The organism is Haladaptatus litoreus, assembly GCF_900156425.1.
Lineage (GTDB): Archaea > Halobacteriota > Halobacteria > Halobacteriales > Haladaptataceae > Haladaptatus > Haladaptatus litoreus.
Genome location: NZ_FTNO01000001.1, coordinates 1,411,272 through 1,438,002 on the forward strand (window position 1 = coordinate 1,411,272; position 26,731 = coordinate 1,438,002).

The 26,731-nt window shown below is 60.1% G+C and carries 28 protein-coding genes and 1 tRNA gene; 16 read left to right on the forward strand and 13 right to left on the reverse strand.

Going from position 1 to position 26,731, the window contains the following annotated elements:
* Positions 1–1,886 precede the first annotated feature (1,886 nt).
* Positions 1,887–1,958 (reverse strand) — tRNA-Ala (locus BW974_RS07410).
* 311 nt (positions 1,959–2,269) lie between these two features.
* Between BW974_RS07410 and BW974_RS07415 the strand changes: the two genes are divergently transcribed.
* Genes BW974_RS07415 through BW974_RS07430 form a run of 4 tightly spaced genes read left to right on the forward strand, consistent with a single transcriptional unit; the run spans position 2,270 to position 4,756 of the window.
* Complete coding sequence (locus tag BW974_RS07415) at positions 2,270–2,731, forward strand: 30S ribosomal protein S15 (RefSeq protein WP_076429369.1); 462 nt, start codon at positions 2,270–2,272, stop codon at positions 2,729–2,731.
* Complete coding sequence (locus BW974_RS07420; protein ID WP_076429371.1) at positions 2,732–3,892, forward strand: exonuclease RecJ; 1,161 nt, start codon at positions 2,732–2,734, stop codon at positions 3,890–3,892.
* Positions 3,889–4,128 (forward strand): KEOPS complex subunit Pcc1, encoded by a 240-nt coding sequence (locus BW974_RS07425; protein ID WP_076429373.1) that lies wholly within the window; start codon positions 3,889–3,891, stop codon positions 4,126–4,128. Before BW974_RS07420 ends, BW974_RS07425 begins: the two co-directional genes overlap by 4 nt.
* The gene (locus BW974_RS07430) at positions 4,121–4,756 is read left to right on the forward strand and encodes a 30S ribosomal protein S3ae (protein WP_076429375.1); all 636 of its coding nucleotides are present in this window, start codon (positions 4,121–4,123) and stop codon (positions 4,754–4,756) included. Before BW974_RS07425 ends, BW974_RS07430 begins: the two co-directional genes overlap by 8 nt.
* A gap of 93 nt (positions 4,757–4,849) precedes the next feature.
* Here the strand turns inward: BW974_RS07430 and BW974_RS07435 are convergent, their stop codons facing one another.
* A complete protein-coding gene (locus tag BW974_RS07435; protein ID WP_076429377.1) occupies positions 4,850–5,272 on the reverse strand; it encodes a cupredoxin domain-containing protein in 423 nt (140 codons plus the stop codon).
* A gap of 133 nt (positions 5,273–5,405) precedes the next feature.
* Between BW974_RS07435 and BW974_RS24580 the strand changes: the two genes are divergently transcribed.
* Together BW974_RS24580 and BW974_RS25490 are read left to right on the forward strand one after the other, a co-directional pair.
* Positions 5,406–5,630, forward strand: coding sequence for a hypothetical protein (locus BW974_RS24580; RefSeq protein ID WP_139328832.1), 225 nt, complete (start codon positions 5,406–5,408; stop codon positions 5,628–5,630).
* 18 nt (positions 5,631–5,648) lie between these two features.
* Positions 5,649–5,804 (forward strand): hypothetical protein, encoded by a 156-nt coding sequence (locus tag BW974_RS25490; RefSeq protein WP_175609641.1) that lies wholly within the window; start codon positions 5,649–5,651, stop codon positions 5,802–5,804.
* A gap of 157 nt (positions 5,805–5,961) precedes the next feature.
* Here BW974_RS25490 and BW974_RS07440 read toward each other — a convergent pair whose 3' ends face one another.
* Positions 5,962–7,218, reverse strand: a complete 1,257-nt coding sequence (locus BW974_RS07440) for a Glu/Leu/Phe/Val family dehydrogenase (RefSeq protein ID WP_076429379.1) — start codon at positions 7,216–7,218, stop codon at positions 5,962–5,964.
* A 93-nt stretch (positions 7,219–7,311) separates the two neighbouring features.
* A complete protein-coding gene (locus tag BW974_RS07445; RefSeq protein WP_076429381.1) occupies positions 7,312–8,166 on the reverse strand; it encodes an HpcH/HpaI aldolase/citrate lyase family protein in 855 nt (284 codons plus the stop codon).
* A 72-nt stretch (positions 8,167–8,238) separates the two neighbouring features.
* Here BW974_RS07445 and BW974_RS07450 point away from each other — a divergent pair, with 72 nt between their 5' ends.
* Complete coding sequence (locus BW974_RS07450) at positions 8,239–8,439, forward strand: glycine zipper domain-containing protein (RefSeq protein WP_076429383.1); 201 nt, start codon at positions 8,239–8,241, stop codon at positions 8,437–8,439.
* A gap of 63 nt (positions 8,440–8,502) precedes the next feature.
* On the forward strand, positions 8,503–8,703 hold the full coding sequence (locus tag BW974_RS07455; protein ID WP_076429385.1) for a glycine zipper domain-containing protein: 201 nt from the start codon (positions 8,503–8,505) through the stop codon (positions 8,701–8,703).
* A gap of 178 nt (positions 8,704–8,881) precedes the next feature.
* On the opposite strand, the gene gdhB is transcribed toward BW974_RS07455, so the two are convergent.
* Both gdhB and BW974_RS07465 read right to left on the reverse strand, forming a co-directional pair.
* Positions 8,882–10,156: a glutamate dehydrogenase GdhB gene (gene gdhB / locus BW974_RS07460; RefSeq protein ID WP_076429387.1), complete on the reverse strand. Its 1,275-nt coding sequence runs from the start codon at positions 10,154–10,156 to the stop codon at positions 8,882–8,884.
* Positions 10,157–10,377: 221 nt separating this feature from the next.
* On the reverse strand, positions 10,378–11,856 hold the full coding sequence (locus BW974_RS07465) for an outer membrane protein assembly factor BamB family protein (protein WP_076429389.1): 1,479 nt from the start codon (positions 11,854–11,856) through the stop codon (positions 10,378–10,380).
* A 166-nt stretch (positions 11,857–12,022) separates the two neighbouring features.
* Between BW974_RS07465 and BW974_RS07470 the strand changes: the two genes are divergently transcribed.
* Complete coding sequence (locus BW974_RS07470) at positions 12,023–12,487, forward strand: MaoC family dehydratase (protein ID WP_076429391.1); 465 nt, start codon at positions 12,023–12,025, stop codon at positions 12,485–12,487.
* Between the two features lie 6 nt (positions 12,488–12,493).
* On the opposite strand, the gene BW974_RS07475 is transcribed toward BW974_RS07470, so the two are convergent.
* The 3 genes from BW974_RS07475 to BW974_RS07485 all read right to left on the reverse strand — a co-directional run bounded on the left by BW974_RS07475 (position 12,494) and on the right by BW974_RS07485 (position 15,302).
* A complete protein-coding gene (locus tag BW974_RS07475) occupies positions 12,494–12,868 on the reverse strand; it encodes a DUF5658 family protein (RefSeq protein WP_245799951.1) in 375 nt (124 codons plus the stop codon).
* Positions 12,869–13,016: 148 nt separating this feature from the next.
* Entirely contained in the window at positions 13,017–14,720 is a 1,704-nt protein-coding gene (locus tag BW974_RS07480; RefSeq protein ID WP_076429393.1) for an acyl-CoA carboxylase subunit beta, read from the reverse strand.
* A gap of 159 nt (positions 14,721–14,879) precedes the next feature.
* Positions 14,880–15,302 (reverse strand): DUF7344 domain-containing protein, encoded by a 423-nt coding sequence (locus tag BW974_RS07485; RefSeq protein ID WP_233274713.1) that lies wholly within the window; start codon positions 15,300–15,302, stop codon positions 14,880–14,882.
* 315 nt (positions 15,303–15,617) lie between these two features.
* Between BW974_RS07485 and BW974_RS07490 the strand changes: the two genes are divergently transcribed.
* Positions 15,618–18,083, forward strand: coding sequence for a coiled-coil domain-containing protein (locus tag BW974_RS07490; protein WP_076429395.1), 2,466 nt, complete (start codon positions 15,618–15,620; stop codon positions 18,081–18,083).
* A gap of 84 nt (positions 18,084–18,167) precedes the next feature.
* On the opposite strand, the gene BW974_RS07495 is transcribed toward BW974_RS07490, so the two are convergent.
* The 3 genes from BW974_RS07495 to BW974_RS07505 all read right to left on the reverse strand — a co-directional run bounded on the left by BW974_RS07495 (position 18,168) and on the right by BW974_RS07505 (position 20,539).
* Positions 18,168–19,004, reverse strand: a complete 837-nt coding sequence (locus BW974_RS07495; RefSeq protein ID WP_076429397.1) for a class 1 fructose-bisphosphatase — start codon at positions 19,002–19,004, stop codon at positions 18,168–18,170.
* The gene (locus BW974_RS07500) at positions 19,004–19,795 is read right to left on the reverse strand and encodes a class I fructose-bisphosphate aldolase (RefSeq protein ID WP_076430287.1); all 792 of its coding nucleotides are present in this window, start codon (positions 19,793–19,795) and stop codon (positions 19,004–19,006) included. The genes BW974_RS07495 and BW974_RS07500 overlap by 1 nt, the downstream gene beginning before the upstream one ends.
* 159 nt (positions 19,796–19,954) lie before the next feature.
* On the reverse strand, positions 19,955–20,539 hold the full coding sequence (locus BW974_RS07505; RefSeq protein WP_245799952.1) for a DUF7409 domain-containing protein: 585 nt from the start codon (positions 20,537–20,539) through the stop codon (positions 19,955–19,957).
* A 159-nt stretch (positions 20,540–20,698) separates the two neighbouring features.
* Between BW974_RS07505 and BW974_RS07510 the strand changes: the two genes are divergently transcribed.
* Positions 20,699–21,556, forward strand: coding sequence for a 3-hydroxyacyl-CoA dehydrogenase family protein (locus BW974_RS07510; protein ID WP_076429399.1), 858 nt, complete (start codon positions 20,699–20,701; stop codon positions 21,554–21,556).
* Positions 21,557–21,804: 248 nt separating this feature from the next.
* The gene (locus tag BW974_RS07515; protein ID WP_076429401.1) at positions 21,805–22,263 is read left to right on the forward strand and encodes a hypothetical protein; all 459 of its coding nucleotides are present in this window, start codon (positions 21,805–21,807) and stop codon (positions 22,261–22,263) included.
* An 11-nt stretch (positions 22,264–22,274) separates the two neighbouring features.
* Here BW974_RS07515 and BW974_RS07520 read toward each other — a convergent pair whose 3' ends face one another.
* Complete coding sequence (locus tag BW974_RS07520) at positions 22,275–23,339, reverse strand: phytoene/squalene synthase family protein (RefSeq protein ID WP_076429403.1); 1,065 nt, start codon at positions 23,337–23,339, stop codon at positions 22,275–22,277.
* Between the two features lie 171 nt (positions 23,340–23,510).
* Between BW974_RS07520 and BW974_RS07525 the strand changes: the two genes are divergently transcribed.
* The 4 genes from BW974_RS07525 to psmA all read left to right on the forward strand — a co-directional run bounded on the left by BW974_RS07525 (position 23,511) and on the right by psmA (position 26,682).
* Positions 23,511–24,215 carry an RNase P subunit p30 family protein gene (locus tag BW974_RS07525; RefSeq protein ID WP_076429405.1) on the forward strand — a complete coding sequence of 235 codons (705 nt, stop codon included), beginning with the start codon at positions 23,511–23,513 and terminating at the stop codon, positions 24,213–24,215.
* Positions 24,199–24,813 (forward strand): class I SAM-dependent methyltransferase, encoded by a 615-nt coding sequence (locus tag BW974_RS07530; protein ID WP_076429407.1) that lies wholly within the window; start codon positions 24,199–24,201, stop codon positions 24,811–24,813. The genes BW974_RS07525 and BW974_RS07530 overlap by 17 nt, the downstream gene beginning before the upstream one ends.
* A gap of 626 nt (positions 24,814–25,439) precedes the next feature.
* Complete coding sequence (locus BW974_RS07535) at positions 25,440–25,919, forward strand: Rpp14/Pop5 family protein (RefSeq protein ID WP_076430289.1); 480 nt, start codon at positions 25,440–25,442, stop codon at positions 25,917–25,919.
* A gap of 4 nt (positions 25,920–25,923) precedes the next feature.
* Positions 25,924–26,682 (forward strand): archaeal proteasome endopeptidase complex subunit alpha, encoded by a 759-nt coding sequence (gene psmA / locus BW974_RS07540; RefSeq protein WP_076429409.1) that lies wholly within the window; start codon positions 25,924–25,926, stop codon positions 26,680–26,682.
* The last annotated feature ends 49 nt before the right edge of the window (positions 26,683–26,731 follow it).

Below are 26,731 nucleotides of genomic sequence, written 5' to 3' on the forward strand. Positions count from 1 at the left end.
CGAATCGCGTCACCCGTTTGTGCGCGCGTTTCAGCACTGTAGCGATTCCACGTCTCGCGGGCGCTGTCGTACTGGGTGAGCAGTTCGGTTAGCAGTTCGGCGATTTCGTCGTCGTCCAGTTGGTAGAGGTCGTAGCGCGAGAGCAGACGGAGGGTTTCACGCTCGATAACCGCTTCTCGGTCTTGCTCTTCTGCCTCCACGACCACCTCGTCGCTCGCGTATTTGATGGAACTGCGGAGTTTTCCGGTGAGAAACTCCCGCAGGTCGTCCTCGATTCGGGTTCGGTAGGGCTCGATGAGGTAGTATTTCGTCTCGTTTTCCTTCTCGGAGTGGAAGATGATGACGAAGGAGTTGGGTTTGTTCACCCAGTAGCGGTCGATTTCGCGAAAATGAGATTTCTTCGGGAGCGGAACCGCCTTCTCCAAATCGTAGCGGTTGACCACCGTGGTGTAGCCCTCGACTGTCGAGAAGAAGGCATCCTCGTCCAACGCCTCGGGAACGTCTAGCGTTCGTTCGTCTTCGATTTCGAGGAGTTCGTTCGCCTTGGCTGCGCCCTCGGTGAGCAGGCCGGGAAGGTCGTCCTCCTCGAACCCGAGCCATTCGGCTTTGTCGAACTCGACGGTATTTCCATCCTCGTCGCGAGGCTTTTCGTGGGGTTTCTCGCGGTCGGGTTCGTAGTAGTATTCGTAGCGAAAATGCTCCCAGAGGTACTCGCCGACCGTGACGGGGGTTGTTTCTGGGTCGAGAAACTCCTCGAATCGCCCGCTTCCACGGTTTCCGGCGAACGCGCCCCGAAAGAGTTGTTCCGGTAGTTCGGCTTCTTCGAATCCGAGCCATTCGGCTTTGTCGAAATGAACGACGTTTCCATCTTCGTTGCGGGGTCTTTCGTGCGGTTTCTCGCGGTCGGGTTCGTAGTAGTATTCGTAGCGGAAATGCTCCCAGAGGTAGTTCCCTAACGATACCTCTGTTTCCTCTGGGTCGAGGTATGCTTCGAAATGCGAAGCGAGCGAACGCGCTCGCTTCGCGCCGTTCTCGACGCGCGATTCGGTTTCCTCGGGGTCGAAGCCAAGAAACTCTTCGGCGGGAAACGGGCGGTCCTTTCCACGCCAGTTGGTTGGAGGGCGACCGTCTTCGTAGAAGAACTCCGTCTTGAACTCCTCCCACGTGTACGTACCGAGGGCGACGCGGGGTGGTGACCCGTCGGTGAGACGGATTCCGTCAGGGCCAGCATCGGGGTCCCCATTCCCGAGTGCTTCGGACTCGTCACTAGCCATTGAATACCGCCAATCACTAATACATTAAAAATCCTTGTTAAAATTAATATACATGTGTTGAATGTCAGATTTGTAGCTATCGGTTTGCAGTCTCGTGATTTTCACTCACTAGAACGAATATATATCTGTTTATTGACGTTATTCCGCGAGAGGGGGAGAACCGGAATCCGACACGACAGTTTCCCGAAACGAGTCTTCCCGCGTGGATTCCGTGATGCCTGATTTGGCTCTATGGCGATGCCTTCGAATCGAAGTCACCGCAGTTCTGGCTGGATTCCGATGGGTAATAAATCTTTCATTGGCGACTGTGATTCGAAATCGATGGAACAGCGCGGAGAAATTCGTTTCTGAAAGTAGCTGCCGAGGGTTCCAGGGCTCGTCTGGCAGAGGACTACAGGCTTGTCGCTTGATGGGTTTCCATTCGAGGTGAAAAATCGAACGCGAGAGCCAACTCAAGCCCACTAATTTGTATGGTTTTTCAAACGACCGAAGATACGTGCTTGGACTCGCCGGGGCTTGAACAACGCCGAGACGTTCCTGCTCGCTTCGCTCCGTGGGCGTGCGTCTTGTCTAATTAAAATCCCGCTCGTCCATTCCTCACTGCGTTCGTCATGGACTCGCCGGGATTTGAACCCGGGGCCTCTCCCATGCCAAGGGAGTGATCTACCACTGATCTACGAGCCCGCGTCTGCACTCAGTTCTTCCCGGTGGCCATTGATAAATCTCTCGAAATGGATGTGGGCGCGGTGGGCTGTAGCACGGCGGCCTGAATAGCAATCTTTTAACTGCGTCCACGAATTGCTTTCCACTAGGGAACGGCACAGCCGCAAATCCGACTCGTTGCGCGCGTTCGCGGGCACCTGCCCGCTCTCTTTCGGGGCAGTTGCCCCTCTTGCGCAACTTGGGATTGCGGACGTGCACCGTGGCAATCGCCACGCAGGCGGAATCCCCGCCGACCACACTCTAGCGGCTCGTGCAGTTCCTATCCTCGAACAATGGCACGAATGCACACCCGACGCCGTGGGTCATCCGGTTCGGACCGACCCGTGGCAGACGAACCACCGGAGTGGAGCGACGTAGAAGCAGACGACGTGGAAGACCGCGTCGTCGAACTCGCGGAAGACGGCTACAGCCCGAGCGAAATCGGTCTGAAGCTCCGCGACGAAGGCGTGACCGGCACGCCCGTCCCGAACGTCAAACTCGTCACTGGCAAGAAAGTGACCGAGATTCTGGAGGAAAACGACGCAGACCCCGACCTGCCCGAAGACCTCCGGAACCTGATGGAGCGCGCCGTGCGCCTGCGCGAACACGTTAACGAAAATCCGCAGGACAAACACAACAAGCGCGCACTTCAGAACACCGAGTCCAAAGTTCGCCGCCTCGTGAACTACTACCAAGGCGACGCGCTGGACGAGGACTTCACCTACTCCTACGACGTGGCGAAAGAACTCCTATAAATGGCAACGTCCGGTCGAACCGCTTCCGAGGACGCCCCCACCGCGAGCGACATCGCAGCGACGCTCCGCGACGCCGACTTCGTTCGTGTCGTCGCGTATCCGAGCGGCGATGCACTCGCGGCCAGCGGTATCCTCGCCCGCAGTTGCGCGACCATCGGAATCCCGTTCCAAGTGAGCACGGCGCGATTCCCCGCTCAGCGCGCCAAATCGCGCGACGACGAAATCGTCGTGACGGTTGGCGCACCGGGCGGCGACGTGGCACTTCCGGAGCGTCCAGCGAGTCTCACGGCCTTCGAGGCCGGTGAGGAACTCGGTGGTGCTCCAGACCCTGTGCTCGCGCTCGCTGGCGTCGTCGCTGGCGGAACCACGCCGGGTACGTCCGACGCGTCGGACGTACCCGGATGCGCCCGACTGTTGGAGGCCGCCTCCGACAGACTGACGCGCAGACCCGGCGTTTCGACGCCCACGGAAGACCTCGCGGACGGATTGGCACATTCGACGCTAATTCACGCGGGATTTTCGGGCAATCCGGGTGCGGTGCAGGCTGAACTCGCGGAAATCGGCCTGCCCGTCGAACTCGACGATGACGCACATCGTCGAGTTGCCTCGCTCGTCGCGCTTTCGGTCGCAGGGCCGGAGAGCGCGACGCCGCGAGCAGGCGAAAGCGTAGAAAATGCACTTCGACCCTACGAACTCGACGACGGGCTGTTTGCGACCCTCGGCGGGTACGCCGACGTGCTCGACGCAGTCGCACGCGAGCAGTCCGGAACGGGCATCGCGCTGGCGCTCGGACACGACGCCCGAGCGCCCGCACTGGATGCGTGGCGCGACCACGCAAAGCAAGCCCATGCGGCGCTCCACGAGGCGACAACGGGCCGATACGATGGTCTGTTCGTCGCCCGCACGGACGACGCACCCGTCGAAACGGCGGTTCGATTGCTCGGTGATTTCCGCTCGCCGGAGCCGATTGCCTTGGTCGTCACGGACGACGAGGCCGCCGCAGTCGCCGTATCCGACACCGGGCTGACCGGGTTGGGCACTGCGATGGAAACCGCCGCGGCCGAACTCGGTGGCGACGGGACGGGAAGCGCGAAACGCGGCTATGCACGGTTCGATGCGGACGCAAAGGAGTTCCTTTCGGCATTTCGGGAGGCACTATGAGACGAGCGACGATTCGCACGGAGTTGGACGACGCCGACGTGGTCGCCGCGTCACTCGACCCAGACAACACGCCGGAAATGAAGACGAGCGTGGAAGACGGGGAGATAGTGACGCATATCGAACGCGAGACGATCGGCGGACTCCAATCCACCGTAGACGATTACGTCGTCAACCTCTCGGTGGCAGCACAGACAGTACAGATAGCGAACGATTACAACGACACGAACTATGAGTGAACGATCAGTCTCTAAGAAGTCACAGGAAAAGCGGTGGTACACCGTCCTCGCTCCCGAGCAGTTCGACCGAGAGGAGCTTGGAACGACCCCCGCAGATGAACCGGACAAGGTGCTCGGCCGCACCATCGAAACCACGCTGGGCGAACTGACGAACAACGCCAGCGAGAACAACACGAAGCTGACCTTCAAAATCAACGACGTTGGCAGCGACTCGGCGTACACCGAGTTCGTTCGACACGAACTCACCCGCGACTACCTCCGTAGTCTCGGCCGCCGCGGTGCCTCGAAAATCGAGGCCTACATCACGGTGCTGACCTCGGACGACTACCGTATCCAGATTCAGCCCGTCGCCTTCACGACGAAGAAGGCAGACCACAGCCAAGAGAAGGCTATCCGCCGAACGATGATCGACCTCGTGAAGGACGCCGCGAGCGACCGCACGTTCAAAGAGGTCATCGACAGCATCGTCGAAGGTCGCATCTCCAGTGCGATTTACGGCGAGGCGAAAACCATCTATCCGCTCCGCCGGGTCGAAATCCAGAAAGCAACGCTGGAAGCTCACCCCGAGGAGGTCGCCGAAGAAGAAGAGACCTCCGTGGACGTGGACGAAGAAGACGTCGAAGTTTAATCGACGCGACCGATTTCGGTCAATCAGTTTTGTTTTTCTCGCAGTCGAGCGCAGAAATGAAGTGTTTCGATGAGTCGTTGCTACGCTAGAAGATTACTCCGTGACGACAACCGTTCCCGACATCCCGCCCGTCTCGTGCGGGATACAGAAGTAGGCGTACTCGCCGGGTACTTCGAAGGTGTGTTCGAACGTCGTGTTCGGATTGATGGTTCCGTTTCCGTTCCGCCACGCATCACGGGCCGCCTCTTCGGTGTCGAAGCCGCCGGAGGCGAAGTACTCCGCGTCCTCCGGGATTCCGGCCTCGTAGGCTGTCACGCTGTGGTTTCGCATATCAGTGTTCACCCAGACGACGGTTTCCCCGACTTTGGCCTCGTACTCCTGTGGATTGAACGAGACAGACCCCATTCCGATGTCGCCATCCGGGGTGTTCGACCCGGTGTTCAGGATGCCCGTACAGCCCGCCAGAGTGGCCGATGCAGACCCGACAACCCCGGCTAAAAACGCTCGGCGGTTCATGGTTCGAACTCAGGTCGCTCTCCGTATATGTCTCTCGAAGTTTCTACGATAGTGGGAATAGGTTTGTCGTGGGATGGTTACATTTTGATTGGATACTGAAACAGGAGTGGTTGATTCAGAGGTGTCTGCTGAAATGGCTGATTCAGAAGTGTCTGCAAATCACGACTCCAAACACCGCAACCGCAGGCGGGCGAGTGCGCCGACCGCTGGCGCACCCGCCCTCGTTCGCGGGTCGTTCCTCCCCGCTCACATCGAGGTTCCTCCGAAACCTCGTACACGCCCCAGTCCTCCCCGCGAATCGTGGGCCTTCACCGGAATGGCTCAGGCCCACGCTTGGCGCGTCCTGTCGGCAGGATGAATAGCTGGTTTACTGTGGATGATTACCCTACCGAAAGGGTGCGCCAGCGCACCCGGGCGAGCGGGACGAGGCGACTACGTCGCCTCGCTGGCGAATAGCGCGGAACGAAGTTCCGCAGACAGTCGAGCGGCAGGGCCGCGAGACAACGGCGAAGCCGTGAGCACCGAACGTTAGTGAGGCGCACGCCCAAAACTGCGCTGGTGGGGAGGAGTGGGGACACTGGCGGTTGCGGGGCGGTCTGTGTTGTCGGGACTACCTAGCGGCACATTGTACAACCACTCTTTCCGAAACTGCTCAAAAACAATAAAACTGCGGTTGTTCAACGTAACGTCTAGGGCCAGTTGCCGCCTTCTTCGAACGCGTCGATGACGCGCTGGAGGGAGACGACGTAGGCCGCGGTGCGGAAGTTCGGCAGGTCGTGTTCCTCGTAGGCGTCCGTCAGGTCGTCGAACGAGGAGACGATGATGCTTTCGAGTTCGTCGTTGACGCGCTCTTCGTCCCAGTAGAATCGCTGGCGGTTCTGCACCCATTCGAAGTACGACACCGTCACGCCGCCCGCATTGGCGAGGATGTCGGGGAAGACGTGGACATCGCGCTCGGTGAGCACGTCGTCGGCGTCCGGCGTCAGTGGGCCATTCGCGGCTTCCACCACGACATCTGCCTGCACGTCCTCCGCGAGGTCGCCGTTGATGGCGTTCTCCAGCGCGGCAGGAACGAGCAGGTCAACGTCTAACGTGAGCAGGTCTTCGTTGCTCATCTCTTCGCTCGCGCCGGCGTAGCCCGAAACACTGCCCGTTTCGTTTTTGTGGTCTTTCACGTCGATGGCGTGGAGGCCGTCGTCGTTGTAGACCGCGCCGCTGGAATCCGAGACAGCGACGATTTTCGCGCCGAGGTTTTCGAGGAGTTTCGCGGCAATCCAGCCAGCGTTGCCGTAGCCCTGCACTGCCACGGTTGCGCCTTCCATCTCCTTGCCGAGGTAGTCGAACGCCTCGCGGGCGGTGAGCATGGTCGATCGACCGGTCGCTTCGACACGGCCTTCACTGCCGCCGGAGTCGAGCGCTTTGCCGGTGATGACGCCCGGTGCCGTCGTGTTTTCGAGGGTCTCGTAGGTGTCCTTTATCCAGTTCATCTCGCGCTGGCCGGTGTTCACGTCCGGCGCAGGGATGTCGCGGTCTTCGCCGATAATCGGTCGGAGTTCCTTCGCAAACGACCGCGTGACTCGCTCCAGTTCCGCCTCGCTGTACTCGGCGGGGTCGATGACGATGCCACCCTTGCCGCCTCCGTAGGGGATGTCTACGACGGCGGTCTTGTACACCATCCACCCGGAGAGGGCTTTCACTTCGTCGCGGCTGACGTTGGGGTGGTATCGGATACCACCTTTGTATGGGCCGCGGTCGCCGTTAAACTGCGAGCGGAACGCTTTGAACACCTCGATAGAACCGTCGTCCATCTCGACGGAGAGGTTCGTTTCGAGCACGCGCTCGGGGTGCTTGAGCCGTTCGAGAACGTCGGGAGACGCGTCGATGTATTCTGCCGCGTCATCGATTTGCTCCTGAAGACTCTCGAACGGATTCGCTTGTTCGGACATCGTTTGTCAATGCCACCCACCCACTGTTAAGCATGGCGAATTTGAGGTGAACTATTATTCCTAAAATTATTTAAGATGTCGCCAAGGCAGACGCTATTCGGCTGATTCGTCAGCTCGCGCGTATTCCAGAATACGCTCGGCCTGCGCGATGAGCGGCGCGTCAATCATCTCCCCATCGACCTGAAAGACGCCGCGTCCTTCGGCGTCGGCCTCGGCCTTCGCCGATAACACTGCTTCCGCCCATTCGACCTGCTCCGAATCGGGGGTGAACGCCTCGTTGATTGGCGACACCTGCGCCGGGTGAATCGCCATCTTTCCGTCGTAGCCGAGTTGAATGGCGAACTCGGTTTCCTCGGACAGACCCTCGCTGTCCCCGAAATCGGTGTATACCGTGTCGATAGCGTCCGTGCCCGTCGCACTCGCAGCCAACACGACGTGCTCGCGGGCGTAGAGGACTTCCGTTCCCTCGTCGGTTCGGGTCGCGCCGATGTCGGCGGAGAGGTCTTCAGCACCGAACACGAGCGCGTCGGTTACCGGTTCAGCACCAATTTCGCCCGCGTTGAGTACGCCGCGAGCGGTTTCGACCAGCGCGAGAATCGGAACGTCACAATCGTGTTCCGAAAGCAGGCGGGAGAGGGTTTCTACGTCGTCCGCAGACCCCGTTTTCGGGAGCATGACCGAATCGAGCGTGTCGGCCCCTGCCGCAATTCCTCGCAGGTCGTCGTCCGCGGTGACTCCCGCCGGATTGACGCGGACACAGACCTCGCAATCGGGGTCGAAATCCGGGTCGGTGAGCACGTCCCGAATCGCCTCTCGTGCCTCGTCCTTTCGCTCTGGTGCGACCGCATCCTCCAAATCGAATACAATTACGTCTGCCCCCGCGTCGGGCGCTTTGCGCATCATCTCGGGTCGGTCACCCGGCGTGAACATGACGCTTCGTCGTAGCATATGCGAGGTGACGCGGAGGCGCGATTTCAACCCACCGGGAACAGTTATGTTCTTTCGACTCAAGGAGCTGTCATGCCACAAACCGACGAAACGGGAGAAAGCAACGGCGACAACGAATTGGAGACGGCCGGCGGTCAACAGATGGGTGTCGGAATCGCTCTCGGCGTTGCTATCGGTACCGGACTCGGTGTCGCGATGGACAACCTTGCTCTCGGAATAGCGATTGGAATGGGAGTCGGTGTCGCAATCGGTGCCGGATTGTCGAACCGATGAACATCAATGGGCAATCCTCATTTGTCAAGAACAGTTATCGTTGCTGACTGTGAGTAATGGCGTATGGTTCAAACTGCAAATACGAACGGCCCCGAAACTGACGGCGAAGAAGGTGAAGGAGGAACACAGTCTGGTGCCGGTATGGGTCTCGGCATCGGTCTGGGCGTCGCAATCGGCGTGGCGATGGATAATCTCGCGGTTGGTGTGGCACTCGGAGTCGTGTTCGGTGTCGCATTTGAAAGCGGTTTCTCGAAACGAGACTGAACCGGTTTCCAAAAAGTAAACCACTGTACTGTCGTTACTTTTCAACAGCACACGTCACCGACACAGTTTCATTCTATCTATTTCCGCCACATTGTCCGTGCTGTCTCTGTTAGGTGAACTTCAGCAATAAGAAAAAATACTATTTTTGACGAATCGTCACGAAACTCCGGCGACTGCCCTATGGCCAGAGTCCGCGGGCCTGATGCGCTTCCGCGATACGCGACAGACCGACGATGTAGGCGGCGTCACGCCACGTCACGTCGCGCTCTTCGACTTCGGCACGAACGTCGTTCCACGCGCCCAGCATCTCGGATTCGAGTTCTTCGTTCACTCTTTCGAGCGACCACTGGCGTCGGTTGATGTCCTGCAACCATTCGAAGTACGACACCGTCACGCCGCCCGCGTTAGCGAGGATGTCCGGAATGACGTGAATGTCGCGCTTCTCCATGATTTCGTCCGCCGTCGTCGTCGTCGGGCCGTTCGCTCCTTCCACGACGATATCGGCTTTGACCTCGTGGGCGTTCGACTCGGTGAGGACGTTCCCGATTGCGGCCGGGATGAGCACGTCTACGTCCAGTTCGAGGAGTTCGTCGTTCGAGACGCGCTTCGGTGCGTCGAACGTCGTGACCGCTTCCGGCTCCTCCTCGTGAGTCGGAATCTCGTCGATGTTCAACCCATCGGGGTCGTAAATCGCGCCGTTCACGTCCGAAACGGCGACGACGTTTGCACCCCATTCGTGGAGGGCGAGGGCCGCGTTTGCACCGACGCTCCCGAATCCTTGGATGGCGACCGACGTGTCTTCGAGTGGGTAGTCGTAGTACTCACACGCCTCGCGGGTGATGATGGCGACGGAGCGTCCGGGGGACTCTTCGCGGCCGTAGGAACCGCCGACGACCGGTGGCTTGCCCGTGACGACGCCGGGTTGGGTTTCCCCTTCCTGCATCGAGTAGGCGTCCATGAACCACGCCATCGTCTGCGCGTCGGTTCCCATGTCCGGGGCGGGAATGTCGCGCATCGGGCCGATGAAATCGCGCAGTTCTTCGGCAAACCGCCGGGTGAGGCGTTCCTTTTCCTCGTTGCTCAGTTCCTTCGGATTCACGACGACGCCGCCTTTCGCGCCGCCGAACGGGAGATTCATCACCGCGCATTTCCACGTCATCCACATCGACAGGCCGGTACACTCCTCCTCGGTCACACCGGGGTGGTACCGCATGCCACCTTTAAACGGGCCGCGAACGCTGTCGTGCTGGGCGCGGTAGCCGGTGAAAATGTCCGTTTCGCCGTCGTCGCGCTCCAGCGGAACTGACACACGATGGACTTGGTCGGGATGTTTCAATCGTTCTATGATTCCACGGTCAACGTCGAGATGCGCCGCAGCGCGTTCGAGTTGTCGCCGTGCTGTCTCTGCCGCCGTCTCCGGTTCCTCTTCTTTCTGTTTCCCAGTTGATGACATGATGTTGGGGCCTCTACGGGTTCTGACCGGCAATTCTTACCCGACCGGGCAAAGACCTTGCCATCCGAACCGAGAGCGATATGCGATACCACGACATAGACCGCGGAAAAGCAGAATTGGACGAACGCTCTTTTGGAAGATTGGCGACGATTGTTGCGGTGAATCAGAAGAAAACGAGGGTGAAATTCGGTCGGGAGTACCGATGAGAGAATCAGTCCGGCTTACTGTGGCAGGGCGTACACCGTTCCCGCCACGTCGCCGACGTAGACGCCATCACGTCCAACTGCTGGCGGGGCGACGAGCGCGTCCTGTGCGCTAAACTGCCAACGAACGTGGCCGTCGGCGCGGTCGAGCGCGAACACCATGCCGTCGTCGTTCGCGACATAGACCAGTTCGTTGGTGAGGACGGGCGACCCCCAGACGCGCGCACCGGTCTGCATACGCCAGCGGACGGTTCCCTCGCGCGCGTCCAGCGCGTAGACGTTTCCGTCGGCACAGCCGACGTAGACGATGCCGCTCACGGCGACCGGGGACGACCAGATTCCCGCGTTCGTTCGGAAGCGCCACTTCGTTTCGCCGGTTTCAGCGTCGAGGGCGTACACGCGGTTGCCATCGACGGTTCCGACGTAGGCCGTGCCGTCCACGACTTCCGGCGCGCCAGCGATTGCCAGCGACGGGGCGAAGCGGAACTGCTCACTTCCGTCTGTCACGTCGTGGGCGAAGAGGCCGCCGTCGAGGCCGGTCGCGTACAGGGTGTCGCCCGCGATTCGGAGCGACGTGAGCGCCCGCGCGGGACTGCGGAACGAAAGTCGTTCTTCGCCGGTTTCTGCGTCGAGTTTGAACACCTGTCCGTCTCGGGCCGCGACGTAGAGGTCGTCCCCGAGGAGTTGCGGGGAGACTTTGAGTCCGGCATCAGTTTCGAACCACCACTCGCGCGCGCCGCTTGCCGAATCGAGCGCGAACAGGTTTCCACTGCGGTCGCCGACGTAAGTGAGGCCGTTTTCGACGCCGGGGGTTCCGACCGCGTTTGACGCCTGAAATAGCCAGTTGCTCACGCCGTCGCGGTGGTCGATGTTGCAGACGAACCCGTTTTCGGTGCCGACGTACACCGACCCGTCGCGGACGATAGGCGCGGTTTCGACCGGCCCGCCGACCTGCGCGTACCAGCGGGCGCGGACGCTGTCCGCACCCGCGTCCAATGCCGTTCGTCCGGAGAAGTCCGACGAATCTCGTGTCGGCGAATCGTTCGCGGAGGACTCGTCTGCGAGTTCCGCTCTCGTTTTTGGCTCCCCTCCACTTTCCGGCGTCGTCGGCACGCGTCCAGTTTCGAACGAATTATCGCGGTCTTCCACACCGCCGTCGGGTGCCATCCGCCCCGATTTCGAAGTCGGAGCGAAATCCGGCCCCGAATCGAAACCGCCGTCGGAGACGAATCGCTTTACGTCCTCGCGGGCGGCGCGCTCGTCGTCCGTCGATTCGGATTCCGCGTCCGGTTCGGCAGCGTCGCCGCTCGTTTCGGAGCATTCGAACGACCATTCGACGCTCCGCGAAACCGTGGTGTCCCCGCGCGTGACGACTTGGTCGAACTGGAACTCGCCGGTCGCACTCACGTCGATACCGTCCGATTCGCCTCCGTCGTTGGGGAGTGTCGCATCGAACTCGCGTCGATTCGCCGGATGCCGCGTGTTTTCGTCTTTCATGTATCCATCCCGACCTGAATTTGGTCTGACTGTCTCACTATTCGGATACTATCTACTTTGTTATGGACTGCTTACACCGCCTCTGCTCCGTTGCAACAGTCGAAACGGTCGGAACAATCACCGCCAGACCGATAGCATTTTTCCGGCACGCGATGCAGATTCATCTATGACTGGGCTTTACTACGAGGAGTTCGAGGTCGGCCAAACTATCACGCACGAGAAACGGCGCACCGTGAGCGAGAGCGACAACCAGCGGTTCTGTGACATGACGATGAACCAGCAACCGCTCCACTTGGACGAGGAGTTTGCGGGCGACACGCAGTTCGGCGAGCGACTGGTCAACGGTCTGTACACGATGAGCCTCGCCGTCGGTGTCTCGATTCCGGACACCACCGAGGGAACTATCGTCGCCAACCTCTCCTACGACAACGTTTCGCACCCGAATCCGGTGTTTCACGGCGACACGCTTCGCGCACAGTCCACCGTAACCGACAAACGCGAGACGAGCGACGGCGAGCGCGGCGTCGTCACCATGCACGTCGAGGTGTTCAAACTCGACGGCGAGGACGAGACGCTGGTCTGTGAGTTCGACAGAACCGCGCTGTCGCTGAAGAAGGAAAACGTCGAGTAGGAAAAATCACACCAACAGCGAGAGGTTGATGAACACCGCAATCGTCCACGGGAGCGCGAGTCCCGCGGGGATGAGTGCGACGTACTCCCGTGGAACGAGAGGCCGACAGGCGAACCCGACCGCGAGCGAGAACGCTTTCAGTCCGAGAAGCGCCGCGAATCCGAACTGGGAGAGCGCGCTCCGTGCAATCGGGTTCGATTCGGTCATTCCCGCCCGTAACCCGACGTAGGTCGTCAGCAGGTCGCCGACGAGGGCGAGGAGGACGACGAACCAGAGAACGCGCTCCGTGGTTCCGAAGTTGGGCCGTGCCACGCCGATTCGGGCGGATAACCGCTGATGGTTCATGATGGTGTCGCGGAGTTTCCGCGTCGTACTGACCAACGGCGGAAAAGGGCTTTATTATACAGCGCCTTAACTGGCGAATTGACGATAATGAACCCCTTAAACGTGATTTTTCCCTGAAAAATGGGGTCGAAGATGGTCGAAAAACAGGGTCGATTTCGATTTACGAAACTGTGCCGTCGTTCACTTACAGAATCGTCCCGTGCTTTTTGTCCGGCAGACTCTTTTCCATATCCGCGTAGAACTCGAAGCGGTTGACCAATTCCTCGCGCAGAGTACTCGGCGGCACGATATCGTCGATGACCATCTCGCTGGCCATCCGGTGTGCGTCGATGTCCTCTCGGTACTCCTCGCGGAGTTCCTGTTCGCGCTGGGCGCGTTCCTCTTCGTCCTCGATTGCGTTGAGTTTGTTCGCGTAGACGGCGTTGATTGCGGCCTCCGGCCCCATGATGCCGATTTCACCCGAGGGAAGCGCGATGACGCTCTGTGGGTCGTAGGCAGGCCCGGACATGGCGTAGATACCTGCCCCGTAGGCCTTCCGGACGACGACGGATTGCTTCGGAACCGTCGCGGAGGACGTCGCGTAAATCATCTTCTTGCCTTTCTCCAGAATCGCGTCCTTTTCGACCTGCGACCCGGCCATGAATCCCGGCGTGTCACAGAGGTAGAGCAGTGGCACCTCGAAGGCGTCACACTTCCAAATGAACTCCGCGGCCTTTTCTGCAGCGTCGGGGAAAATCGCGCCCGAGCGCTGTGCCGGTTGATTGGCCACGATGCCGACCGGCCGACCGTCGATTTTGGCGAAGGCAGTGATGATTTCCTTGCCGAAGTCGGGCCGGAGTTCGAAGTACGAACCTGCGTCCACGACGCGCTCTATCACGTCCGTCATGTCGTAGGCACGGTTCGGACTCTGGGGGATGACCTCGTCGATGCCGTTCGGCGACAGTTTTGGAGCCCTCGGTTCGCTCCGCGGCGGTTTCTCGTGTGCTTTGTTCGGGAGGTACGTGATGAGGTCGGACACGAGTTCGCGGGCGTGTTCCTCGTTGCGGGCGACGAGGTCGGCACTGCCCGAGTGTTCGGCGTGCATCTGCGCCCCGCCGAGGTCTTGCATGCTGATGTCCTCGCCAGTTACCATCTTCACCATTCGCGGCGAGGCAATCGCCATCGCGGACATCCCTTCGACCATGATGGTGAAATCGGCGAACATTGGCGTGTACGCCGCGCCTGCGATACACGGGCCGTACAGGACACAAATCTGTGGCACGCGCCCCGAAAGCATCGAGTGGTTGTAGTAGTATTTCCCGATACCTTCGCGGTTGGCGAAGAAGCCGGTTTGCTGGTCGATTCGGCCGCCGGAGGAGTCCATCAGGTAGAGGACGGGATTGCCGCTCTGGAGTGCGCGCTGTTGCATCCGGAGGAACTTCTCGACACCTTTCGCAGCCATGCTCCCGGCTTTAACCGTGAAGTCGTTCGCCATGAAGTGAACGTCCCGGCCCTCGAACTCGGCCGCGCCCGTGAGAAGTCCGTCCGCAGGAAGTTTGTCTTCGGCGTCGAACTCGGCAAATCGGCCGTCCTCGAATTTCAGGCCGTCGTCGCCGAACCAGAGGTCGAGTCGGTCGCGGACGAACAGTTTCCCCTTTTCGGCGAGGCGTTCTTTGTACTTCTCCGGGCCGCCAGCCTTGATTTCCTCGATTTCTTCCCAAAGTTTCTCCTCGCGTTCCGTCGGACCCAAATCGTCTTCGATTGGTTCCTCGGTTTCGCTCCACGTAACGGTCGGTTCGTCTGCGTCCCCGACGTACACGTTCACCTCGCTCCCGACGTGCTGCGCGAGTGCGCTGGCGATAGCTGAGGCTTCCTCCTCGGTTGCCTCCGCGCCGATGCGGACTTTCATGCTTGCGTGTCCGTGGGGTGATTTCAAACCGTTTTCCCTTTCGCACGCGGCAAAAATTTCGACGGGCGGAAAAAACGGTCGCAAAGAGCGAGGGAAAGGCGGAAGGGGAGGTGTTGAGAAGCGTCTTTGGGGTCGATGCGGACGGAACGCGATAAACGGTTACCGTTCTGGCAGTTCCATCGCGGCGACGTGTTCCGCGTACTCTTCGAGGACGGGTTGTCCCCAGTAGCGGACGGATTCGCTCCGCGCATCGTAGTCGATGATGTTTGCGTCATCGAGTTTCGGCAGATGTGTGTGATGTAGCGATGCTTCGACGCGTTTTCGGTAGTCGTCCGGAACGTCGCCGACCGACGTTTCGGTTTCCCACGCGGCAACCTGCTCGACGAGGTCGGAAAGCGTTGCGACGCCCTCCGGTGTCGTCGAGAGGTGGTGAATGGCGTATCGACGTCGCTTCTCCGACAGCAGTTTGAAGATGTCGTCGAACGACGGCCTGCTCACTGCCGGTTCAGCACGAAGTACGTGGGGTGGATCTGTAGACGGTCGTTTCCCCGAGTCGTCCCGGTATGGTGACTCATTGCTCATGCGACGCTCATCACCAGTTGATGACCCTGCATAAAGAATGGTGAATCTAGATACCTAGAAAGTTGGCAGCCGAACTGAAATCATCGTTGTATCTACTTTTGTTTCTAATAACTACACCACCGAATATATTCGGGCGGAGAAATCCTGTCGGAACGCGACCATCGAAACGACCATTACCTCACGGGTTCGGTTCGATTGCCGATGGTGTCCGAAGAAAACCGCCACGCGCACTGTCGGCAACGGGCCGATGGATTCCGAGAACGGAATTAACGGTGTCGAAGGTTAAAACCGGAATCTACCGTCATCCACGTGGTTATGAGGCGATTTACCCAGACGACACTCGTGTTGATTTTCGTCCTGACGCTCGCGACTACTGGTTTCGTTTCGGTGGTTCCATCGGTACAGCCACTAACTGGGGCGTCTGAATCGGTCGGTGTCTCCGAATCGGTCAACGAGCAGGCAACGAACGGGCCGAACGTGTTACCGCTGGAAACACGGGCAACTAGCCGAGCGGACAGTTCCGTCCCCGAGAACGCCATTCAGCGAGCAGTCGTCCAGCAGCGACAGCTTTCAGACCGCGAGCGGGCCGCCGCTCGCGGCGCGTTGCAGGGTGCGTCGTTGGCACAGCGACAAGGGGTTTCGATTAGTCAGCAACAGAGACAAGCAGTCGCACAGGGTGCCGTACAAGCGGTTTCCCAGCGCCAGCAAGCAAGCGTTTCGCAGGTGCAAGCCGCTGCCCGCGGTGCGGCGCACGGTACCCTGCTTCAGAGTCAAACCGTCTCCATTCGTCAGGTTCAGGTTGCGACTACCGGAGCAACCGCCGGGGCGACAACACAGGTACAGCAAGCAAACGCGACGCAAATACAAGCCGCCGCGTTCGGTGCCGGACACGGCGCGGTCGCACAGAGTCAGCGAGCGACCGTCGAACAGCTACAAATCGCGGCACGAGGGGCCGGAGCAGGCGCCGTGAGGGGTGTAGTGCAGAATCAGCAGGTGAGTATTTCACAGGTTCAGGAGGCCGCACAGGGCGCGGCCTTCGGTGCGCTCGACCAGCGCCAGCGAGTCGAAATCAGACAGGTGCAGTTCGCCGCACAAGGTGCGGCGACGGGCGCACTACAGACTCAACGCGCCAACGTGAAGCAGGTGCAAGTCGCCGCGCTGGGTGCGGCCAAAGGCGGGGTGACACAGGTTCAGCAAGTCGATGTTCGACAAATACAGGCCGCGACGCGCGGTGCCGCGGCGGGTGCGATTTCCCAATCCCAGCAGGCGAGTATCGTGCAGATTCAAACCGCCGCACATGGCGCGGCGAAGGGCGGAATCACGCAGATTCAGCAGGCAACCGTGAGACAGGTGCAGTCCGCCTGTCAGGGCGCGGCGGCGGGCGCGCTGAGCATCGTTCAGATTCAGACCGTGAACATCGTCCAGATTCAGGTCGTCGCGCAGGGGTCGGCACAGGGGGCCGTTCAGGGTGCCGTCCAGAAACAGATTGTCGAGGGACGACAGATTCAGGCCGCCGCGAACGGTGCTGCGCGCGGCGGTATCACACAAGTACAAACCGTTCGCATCCGACAGATTCAGTTCGCGTGCGTCGGAGCGGCGGCGGGAGCGGTAACCCAGAGTCAACAGGCGAGCATTACGCAAGTCCAAGCCGCAGCACGAGGCTCCGCGACGGGTGGTGTTTTGGCGAGCCAGCGCCAGCAAGCCGACGTTCAGCAGGTACAAGCCGCAACGCGGGGCAGTGCGAGCGGTGCGATTTCCCAGAGCCAGCGGGCGAATATCGTGCAGATTCAATCCGCTGCGCTGGGTTCGGCAAGCGGTGGAATCACGCAGATTCAGGAAGCGACCGTCGAACAAGTGCAAGCCGCTTCCGCAGGTGCCGCGGCCGGGGCAGCACGGGCCGCCGCCCAGCAGACCGTAAACGACGCGAGTCAGATACGACAGGCCGCGAGCGAGGGCACTGCACAGGCTGGCGAGCGAATCGCCACGGCGGAGAACGTGCAACCCCAGACAGTTCGCTCGCTGGCACAGGACGAAGCGAGTCGAATTTCGGCGGCTACGACGACACCGGAACCGGAAACGACAACACTCCCGCCAATCGCGACGACGACGCAGAACGTCACGACGACGCAACCGCCGCAGACGACACCACCAAACGCGACGACCCCGCAGACGACTCCGGTGACTCCGCCGACCACCACTCCCACGGCACGGACACCTAACGCCACGACGACTGCTAACGCGACTACCACGGCAAACGTTACAACCACCACGAATGTCACAACGACAAACGCAACCACGACGACCACAACTACGGCACCGACCCCGCCCGCCGAACCGCTCGAAGCGAATTTGAACTGCACCGAAATCACGGTGAACACGACGCAACCACAGGACGTTCAGATGGTCGCACTGTTACTCGATAGTTCGAATCCAGAAGTGGGTGCGCAGGTCACGCAGAACGTCTCGGCGGACGACTTCGAACAAACGCCGGACGGCAACTACACGTGGACGAATACGACCGCCGATTTCGGCGCGGAGGGCTTCGTCTTCCTCAACGCGACGCTGTTCGACGCGAACGGACAGGTTGTCGCGTCGGTCGAGCAGGACGACGTGCAGTCGTGCATCGAGCAAGAGCGTGGTGTGCAAACGACCGTTCCGAGGACGCCCGGAGTGACGACTGTGGGGACGACGCAACCGGGAACAGAACAGACGGTACAGACCCCGACAGCGCAGCAAACAGTCAATCAGACGACTGTACAACGACCAACCACGACAGCATAATAACCAGTTACGACAGTACAGCAACCGACGACGACCACGGCGGCATAGTCGTGTCGGAAAAAGAATCGTTCAGTTCGGAGTCGGTTACAGCGTCGATTCGAGTCGGTCGATGAGTTCCTCGTTGCCGAGGTGAACCGGCACTCGCTGGTGGAGTTCGTCCGGTTCGATGTCCAACAGCGACTGTTCGCCGTCGGACGACCGTCCGCCAGCGGATTCGACGATGTACCCGATTGGGTTCCCTTCGAACTGCAGTCGAAGTTTTCCTTCGGGGCGCGATTGCAGACCGGGATAGGCGAACACGCCACCGTATGTCATCACCTGATTCATATCGCCTATCATCGACCCGCCGTAGCGAAGTTTGAGTTCGTTCTCGATTTCGCGGGCGTAGTCGGCGAACTCATCGAACCAGTCCGGTACGCGCCCGCCGAAGCCGTAGACGACTGGTTCAGCGGGAAGCGTCAGGTCTTCTTTGACCGGTCTGCGGTCGCCGTCCTCGATGACGTACTCCGTCACGGTTCCCTCGCGGGCGACCATCATCGTCGTAATCGGCCCGAACAGAACGTAGGCCGCCATGACGAGGTTGCGACCCGACGCTGGCAGCGGGGCGTCGTAGACGCCGATGATGGTTCCCATCGAGTTGTTCGATTTGATGTTCGACGAACCATCGAGTGGGTCGATTGCGACCGAGAGGCCGTCACCACAGTCGATGACGCCCTCGCGCTCCTCGCTGGCGAACTCGCCGACGCCGTCGATAGCCGTCAGTTCGGCTTCGAGATACTCGTCGGCCCACACGTCCGCCGCCATCTGGGTTTCGCCGCTGGGGTTTTCCTCGTCGGCTTTTCGGCGACGACCGGCGAGTCCACCTCGGATGACGGGCGCGGAGGTCGAAACGACCTCGATGATTGTGTCGAGCGTGTCCATTATTCGAGTGCTTCGTCAGCAGTCGCGTCCTCGAAGATGACCTTTTCGAGCGCGTCGAGGATGCCCTCGGGGTCGTCGCGCTGCCAGACGTTGCGCCCGACTGCGAGTCCCGAACCGCCGGCGTCCATCACGGCTTCGACGCTGGAGAGGAAATCGTAGTCGCTGGTTTTCGACCCACCGCTCATGACGACGGGCATGTCGGCGGCGGATTTGACGGCCCATTCCATCGACTCGCGGGTGCCGGGATACTTGACCTTCGCCATGTCCGCACCGATTTCGAGCGCGATTCGGGTCGCGTATGCGATGGTGCTCTCTTTGGTGTCGTTCTTGAGTCCCTGTCCGCGTGGATACGACCACATGACGACCGGCATGTCGTATTCGCGGTGTGCTCGCTCCTGCACGTCGCGGAAGTCCTCGTACATCTTGGTCTCGTGGTTCGAACCGGAGTAGACTGTGTAGCCGACTGCGTCCGCGCCGAGTTCTGCGGCGTAATCGACCGTCCAGTTTTTCGGCGAGTACGGTTCGCCCATCCAGAGGTTGCTCGTGCCGTTGAGTTTGGCGAGCAGGTTCACGTCGTCGTCGTAGGAGGGGTAGTACGTCTCTGCAACACCTTTCTGCACTGCGAGGCAGGTAACAGCGTCGTGGGTCGCAGTTTCGAAGATTTTCTCGGGGTGGAGCGTGTCCGGAACGGAGCTAAAGTCGGCCGAGGGGCCGTGTTCCAGACCGTGGTCCATCGCCAGAATAAGTGCTTTGCCGTCTCGCGTGACTTGCGAGTCAGTCAGCGGAATCATCGTTCCGAACTGCACCGACGAACCATATGAGTCTACTGGTCGCGAACGAGTCGAAACCCGCGTTTTCATAGCGCTCGATATGTCTATAGTCCGTTCTGTGAACTACGATTGTAGTAAACTTACAGCGAATGTGGTGAATTCACAACAATTGTCGTGGACTCACAACAGGTCGCGGGCGGCGTTGCGCCACCGGTTTACTCGCTCGAAATCAAAGGAAAGCGAGTCGGCAACCCGTTCTGGGTCAGCGATGGCCATACTTCGCACTGACGTGATGCCTGCTTCTGCGAGTTCGTTTGCGAGTTGATTGTCTATTTCCGGCACGTCGGTCACCGGGTCGGGACTGCTCCGGTCGCGCCATGCCGCTTCCTCCGCTTCGGTGTCGCCACTCCCGTCGGTCGTGGCGGTTTCGGTCGATTGCTGTTCCCAATCGCCGGAACTGGCGGCGATCCACGCGCGTTCGTCGTCCTTCAGGCCGCGAATCTTGTTCGACCTGTCCGTGAGGTCGTTGCCGGATTCGAACGACCACGAGAGGGAATGTTCCTTGCGCAGACGGCCAGCGACTCCCGGATTGACGCCTGCCTCGCGCAACATCTCGTAGGAGACGGTTCGGTTCTGAATCGCTTCGCCCTCGAAGTCGGCATCCTCGATGACCGTCGCCGTCGCTGGCCCGACGAACGCTATGTCCGTCGGATGAACGGTTTCGGCCTCTCTCCCAATAGTGTCGTTTTCGGTCACAACCCTCACCGATTCGTTTTGCCCTCCCACTCACCCAACTTGAATGTTTCGCCACAAGACCTATTTGATCGATTACTATCTCCGAATACTGTCATTTTCTGAATATTTACAGATGCTGCGGATGCGCATTTCGCTATCCTTACAACCGTTCCCAAAGCATTCTCGTCCATGCGTTCGCTTTCCGACATCGACAGTATCGGCGTTATTGGCGCAGGCACCATGGGCAGCGGTATCGCGCAAGTGGCCGCCACGAGCGGCTACGACGTGGTCATGCGCGACATCAAAGAAGAGTTCGTAGAGAACGGCTTCGACACCATCGAAAACAGCCTCGACCGCTTCGTTAGCAAGGACAAGATGAGCGAAGAAGCGGCCGACGAAGCAGTTTCGCGAATCACAGGCACGACCGAACTCGAAGACCTCGCGGACTGCGATTTGGTCGTCGAGGCCGCCGTCGAGAACATGGACATCAAGCAGGACATCTTCGCAGAACTGGACGAAGTGCTCCCCGAGGACGTGGTGCTCGCCACGAACACCAGCACGCTCTCGATTACGACCATCGCCAGCGCAACCGACCGCGAGGAACTCGTGGTCGGTCTGCACTTCATGAACCCCGTCCCAATCATGAAGGGCGTCGAACTCGTCGTCGGCGAGAAAACCGACGACGACGTAGTCACGCTCGCTCACGACCTTGCAGAAGACCTCGGCAAGGAGGCGTGGGAGTCCGACGACAAACCCGGCTTCGTCACCAATCGAATCCTCATGCCGTGGATTAACGAGGGTATTCGGGCCTACGACGAAGGTGTCGCCAGCAAGGAAGACATTGACAAAGGCATGACCCTCGGAACGAACGTCCCGATGGGGCCGCTCACGCTCGCCGACCACATTGGACTGGACATCTGTCTGGACGCCAGCGAAACCCTATTCACCGAACTCGGCGACCGATACAAACCGGCATACCTGCTGAAGCGTAAGGTTGACGCGGGCGATTTGGGTAAGAAGACTGGCAAAGGCTTCTACGAATACTGAAATCGGTTTTCGTCTCTTCTGCCGTTCGGTGGCGTTTTTGCGGTCGAGTTCGTTCACCCGTAATAACTACAACGGCGCAACTCCGTGACCGAATCGGACTTCTTGTCAGTTGTCTATCCAATCCCGGCATGGTTTCCGGCCCGAAATGAATCCTCCTCGTCGCCGTCGTCGGCATCGTCATCGTCGGGGGCAGTCCGAACGGGGTCAACGCGCTCCCGCTGTTTTCAGACCACACCGGCCCGACGGAGATGACGATCACGGAGTTCGAGCGATTGGACTCCGGTTGTGTTGACGAGATGCGTCAGTATGCGAGTTCCTCGACAGGTGGTGGAAACCTCACCGATGTCGGAACGATACGGACGAACAGCGCCGACGCCAACATCTCGGTTTGGACGGAGCGAACGTCCCCCGAAGGAGCCGATATGAGCACGTTTCGGGTTCACGTCGATTCCGAGTCCAACGGATCAGAAGACGCCTGCCAAACCGCTGTTCGGTACCGGCTAACGCTCGAACTTTCGGGAGGGTCGCCGGAGGAATTCTTGCCCGACGCACACGGACACCGTGTTCTCTGGCTGGAAAACGGGAAATACTCCGGTTGTTCCGCTTCGGTTACGAGTCCGCTCGAATCGGAATGTCATCGGTTCAGGTCGGATGCTCAGCCGGAACGAACGTGGGCGAACACGTCGGTGTCCAGTACTTCGACGTAAAACCAGTTCAGTTAGGCCCGGTGGAAGGGTCGCTCCGCAATCGTCCGGCGGAGTTCACCGAGCATGTCGCGGTCAACGCCGCCCGAAAGGGAGGCGATGAGCGCGTGCACTTCCTCCCGTGACACCTTGATTCCGGCGCGTCGGAGGGCGTCCTCGGGACGTTTTTTCACTTCGCGCAGGGTACCGACCGCGAGGAGGTACGGAATCGTCCACGCCACGAGGCGATTGCCCTGCGTTTGTGGCATGCTCTCCAAGTAGGTTTGTGCGTCGTCGGCGAAGCCGTCGGCGTGCTCTGCGGTGCGGGCGACGACGTCCGCGACGTCGTCGTGATGTTCAGGGTCGCAGAGGGCGTCCTGCGGGACGCCCTCGTCGTCCAGCCACGCCGCCGGAAGGTAGACGTTGTTCTCGTCGTGGTAATCCACGTACACGTCCTTCGAGACGTTCACCAGTTGAAGGAGGAGGGCGAACGATTCCGAGTTTTCCCGCAGTCGGTCGGCTTGGTCGTCGTCCGCGCCACGACAGACGAGGTTCGTGATGAGTTCGCCGACCGTTCCCGCGACGTAGTAACAGTACTCTTCGAGTTCCGGAAGTGTGCGGATTCGGAGGCCGCCGGTGTCGTCGTAGCGCTCCACGAACATCGCCATCCCGCCGACGAGTTCCCGAACCGGCGGTCTGACGGCTTGCCGGACTGATTCCGGGCAGGTTGCGAACGTGTCCACGACTCGGGGGGCGTGTTCGACGACAGCCCAGTCGTCGCCCCCGTCGTCGGGAATCCACTGCTCCGCGCTGGCGTGAAACTCGTCCACCGTTGTCGGTTCGTCGGGGTCGAGCACGTCGTTGTACTGCTGGAGAAGACGTGTCTGTTCGTCCGGCGGGATGTGTCCTGCGTCCTCAATCGTATCCGCGACGCGACAGAGTAGATAACCGACGCAGATGGCGTCCGCCATCGGCTCTTCGAGTAAGTCGATTGTGATGGCGAACGTGCGGGAAACCCCTTGCACTGCCTCGTGACACCAATCGAGGTCGGCGCGGGTTGGCTGGTCGGAACTCGCGGGAGTCGGTGGATGGCTGTCCATTCTGTTACTGAACCTTTTCGGCCTTTAGTTTCGAAGCGCCAAAACCCCTTGGGCTTACGTGTCCTGTTCGCTTCGAAAGCCAAATCCCTTCCGAATCGAGCGAGCAGGCAGCGAAAGAATGGTGGCGGAGAGTCGCAAGCACCAAGTCTCGCGCTGTCCGACAGTGGAACGATGTACGAAAGCGTCCACGCCGTTCCGGACGGGGACAGCACCGTCGCGCGCTTTGCGGCCACGGCCGCAGAGTACGGATTCGACGGTATCGTCGTCCGGAACCACGGCGATTCGCGAGGGGAGTTCGACGCCGAGCAGGTGAGCGACGAATACGACGTGGACGTGGTTGACGGCCTCGAAATCCGCGCGGACAACCCCTCGCAAGCCAGCGGGCACGTCGGAAACTTTCGACCGAAAGCGACGATTCTCCTGTTTCACGGCGGCACGTCGAAACTCAACCGCTTCGCCGTCGAGGAAGAGCGAATCGACGTGCTCGCTCATCCCATGCAGGGCCGCGGCGATTTCAACCACGTGCTGGCGAAAGCCGCGAAGGAACACGGCGTCAGGGTCGAGTTCAACTTCTCGCGCGTCCTCCGCGCCGACGGAGGCCAGCGGGTGCAGGCCATCAAAGACCTGCGGAAACTACGTGAAATCGTCACGAAGTACGATGCTCCGTTCGTCGTCAGTGCGGACGCACATTCCCATCTGCAACTGCGCGCCCCCCGCGAACTGGTGGCCGTCGGGGAGACGATTGGATTTTCTGCCGAGCAGGTCGAAACCGGGCTGAAAGAATGGGGCGAGTTGGCCGAGCGAAATCGGGCGATTCGCTCCGACGATTTCATAGCGCCGGGCGTGAAACGTGGTCGGTATGAAGAAGACGATTGAGGAACACGCGAACCGCTTTTCGGAGATCGCTGGCGACTACGATGACTCACAGGACAGCGACGAGTACCGCGCGTGCGTCAGCCTCGTGGTCGAACACGCCGACCCGAGCGAAGAGGACACGGTTCTCGATTTGGGAACCGGAACAGGTGCAATCGCGCTCGCACTAGCACCCGACGCAGACCGCGTCATCGCCCGCGACATCAGCGAAGGGATGATGGACGAAGGTCAGAAAAAAGCAGCGGAGCAAGGAATCGAGAACGTCGAATTCGGTGAAGGTCGGTTTCGGGAGCCAAACGTCGAGGGCGAAGACATCGACATCGTCGTCTCCAACTTCGCCATGCATCACCTCTCGGAGGAGGAAAAACGTGAGGCAATCGAAGTGATTGCCGGACTCGGGCCGCGGAAATTTGTCTTGGGCGACGTGATGTTCTTTGGGACGCCCGACCCCGAGGAGCCGTTTTACAGCCCCGAAGTCGATGACCCCTCGACGGTCGGCCATCTGGCCGACGTGCTGACGAACAACGGATTTTCGCTAACCGCCGTGGAGCGCGTTCACGAGCAAGTCGGCGTGCTGGTTGCAGAGCGATACGGGGAATAGTCACGAGTTCGTGGTGAACGAGTTGATTTTTGCTGTGTTCGTGGCTCCTGTTGTGGATTTATTCTGTATCGCTAGCAGTTGCCGACTCCAAAATAACCATAACGACGAAATCTATTGTGCGTGATTCGAACTTGAGTAGTTTGGCGGAAGCAAGTCACGACTACACATGACCGCCACCGCACCGCGACAGCCACATGCCTCCCCAACCGACTGCGTTCCTCGCTCCTTGCAGTCGCTGTGGTACTCATCCCTCGCACGTTTTCGCTCGCCTTCTCGGAGGTAAACTCCTCGAAGCCTCGCCAGCGCGCGCCACATCGCTTAACCGACCAGCCGCATGGTTGCGCCAGCGCACTCGGCGAGTGACGAACGATAGTGAGGCACGAGCCCAAACCTGCGCTGGCGGGGAGGAGTGGGGACACTGCGGTTGTGGTGCGGTGGCGGTTTCATTGTTGTCTGCGATACCTAGCGGCTTACTCGCCCCGTTTTCTTTTGTTGCTTACTTCGGGTCGACTTTGCATACTTCTCCAATTCCAATTGCCTAAAATCCGCTAAATTCACTGTACTATCGTCGCTAGAACACACGATTGAAACCCACCGACAACCAACCCACAAACCAGAACCCCGAAATGAAACACTTACCCAAACACCTTCGCCCACACTGGCGCTACCTCGCGGTCGGCCTCGAAGGCTGGCCCGACGCGGACATCGATCGGAGAGCGTTCCAGCGAAATCTCTGGTTTGCCGCGCAGAATCTGCTCGGCGATGCCGGAAGCGCGGACGCCGACCTCACGGTGTACAACTTCGAGTTCGAGGACGGCGAGGGCGAGGCGCTCGTCCGGGTTCGGCGCGGGCACACTGACCAAGCGCGGGCCGCGCTGGCCTGCATCGACGAGGTGCACGGCGACCCCGTCGGCGTTTTCGTCCGTGGAATGAGTGGGACGGTGCGGGGTTGTGAAGAAAAGTATTTAGGTTGCCGCAGGGAACTTTCGGGGGAGAGAAGCGTCGTGTTTGCGGACGCGAAACGACCGGCCGTCGTTCGGGACGGAATGTTGGACGTACAGGTCGATAACGCGTTCGTCGGCGCGGCGGAACTCGATTTCGAGTGATACTATGCAGGGACAAGCCCAACAGCAGGCGTACGACCGCGGGATTACGATTTTCTCCCCGGACGGCCGCCTCTACCAAGTCGAATATGCACGGGAGGCCGTCAAACGAGGGAGCGCCAGCATCGGCGTCCGAACTGAGGGCGGCGTCGTCCTCGCCGTTGACAAGCACACGCGCTCGCCGCTCATGGAGCGCACGAGCGTCGAAAAACTCCACAAGTCCGACGACCACATCGGCATCGCCAGTGCGGGCCACGTCGCCGACGCGCGCCAACTCATAGACTTCGCGCGCCGCCAGTCGCAGATCAACCGCCTGCGCTACGGCGAGCCAATCGGCGTCGAGACGCTGACGAAGGAAGTCACCGACCACATCCAGCAGTACACGCAAGTCGGCGGCGCGCGCCCGTTCGGTGTCGCGCTCATCATCGGCGGCATCGAGAACGGCGAACCGCGCCTGTACGAGACTGACCCGTCCGGCACGCCGTACGAGTGGAAGGCGCTCGCAGTGGGCGCAGACCGCGGCGAGATTCAGGATTACCTCGAAACGAACTACAGCGAAGGAATGGACTTAGACGGCGGTATCGACCTCGCACTTTCGGCCCTCGGTGCGGTCAACGACGACCAACTCTCGCCGACGGGCGTCGGCCTCGCCACGGTTGACGTGGAGAGCGAACAGTTCCGCATGCTGGACGACGAGGAAGTCGAAGGCTACCTCGACGAACTCGACATCCTCGAAGACGAGGACGAAGACGAGTCGGAAGAGTAAATTCGACGTTTTCTTCGGGAAACATCTTTTAGGTACGCGCGTTTACCTC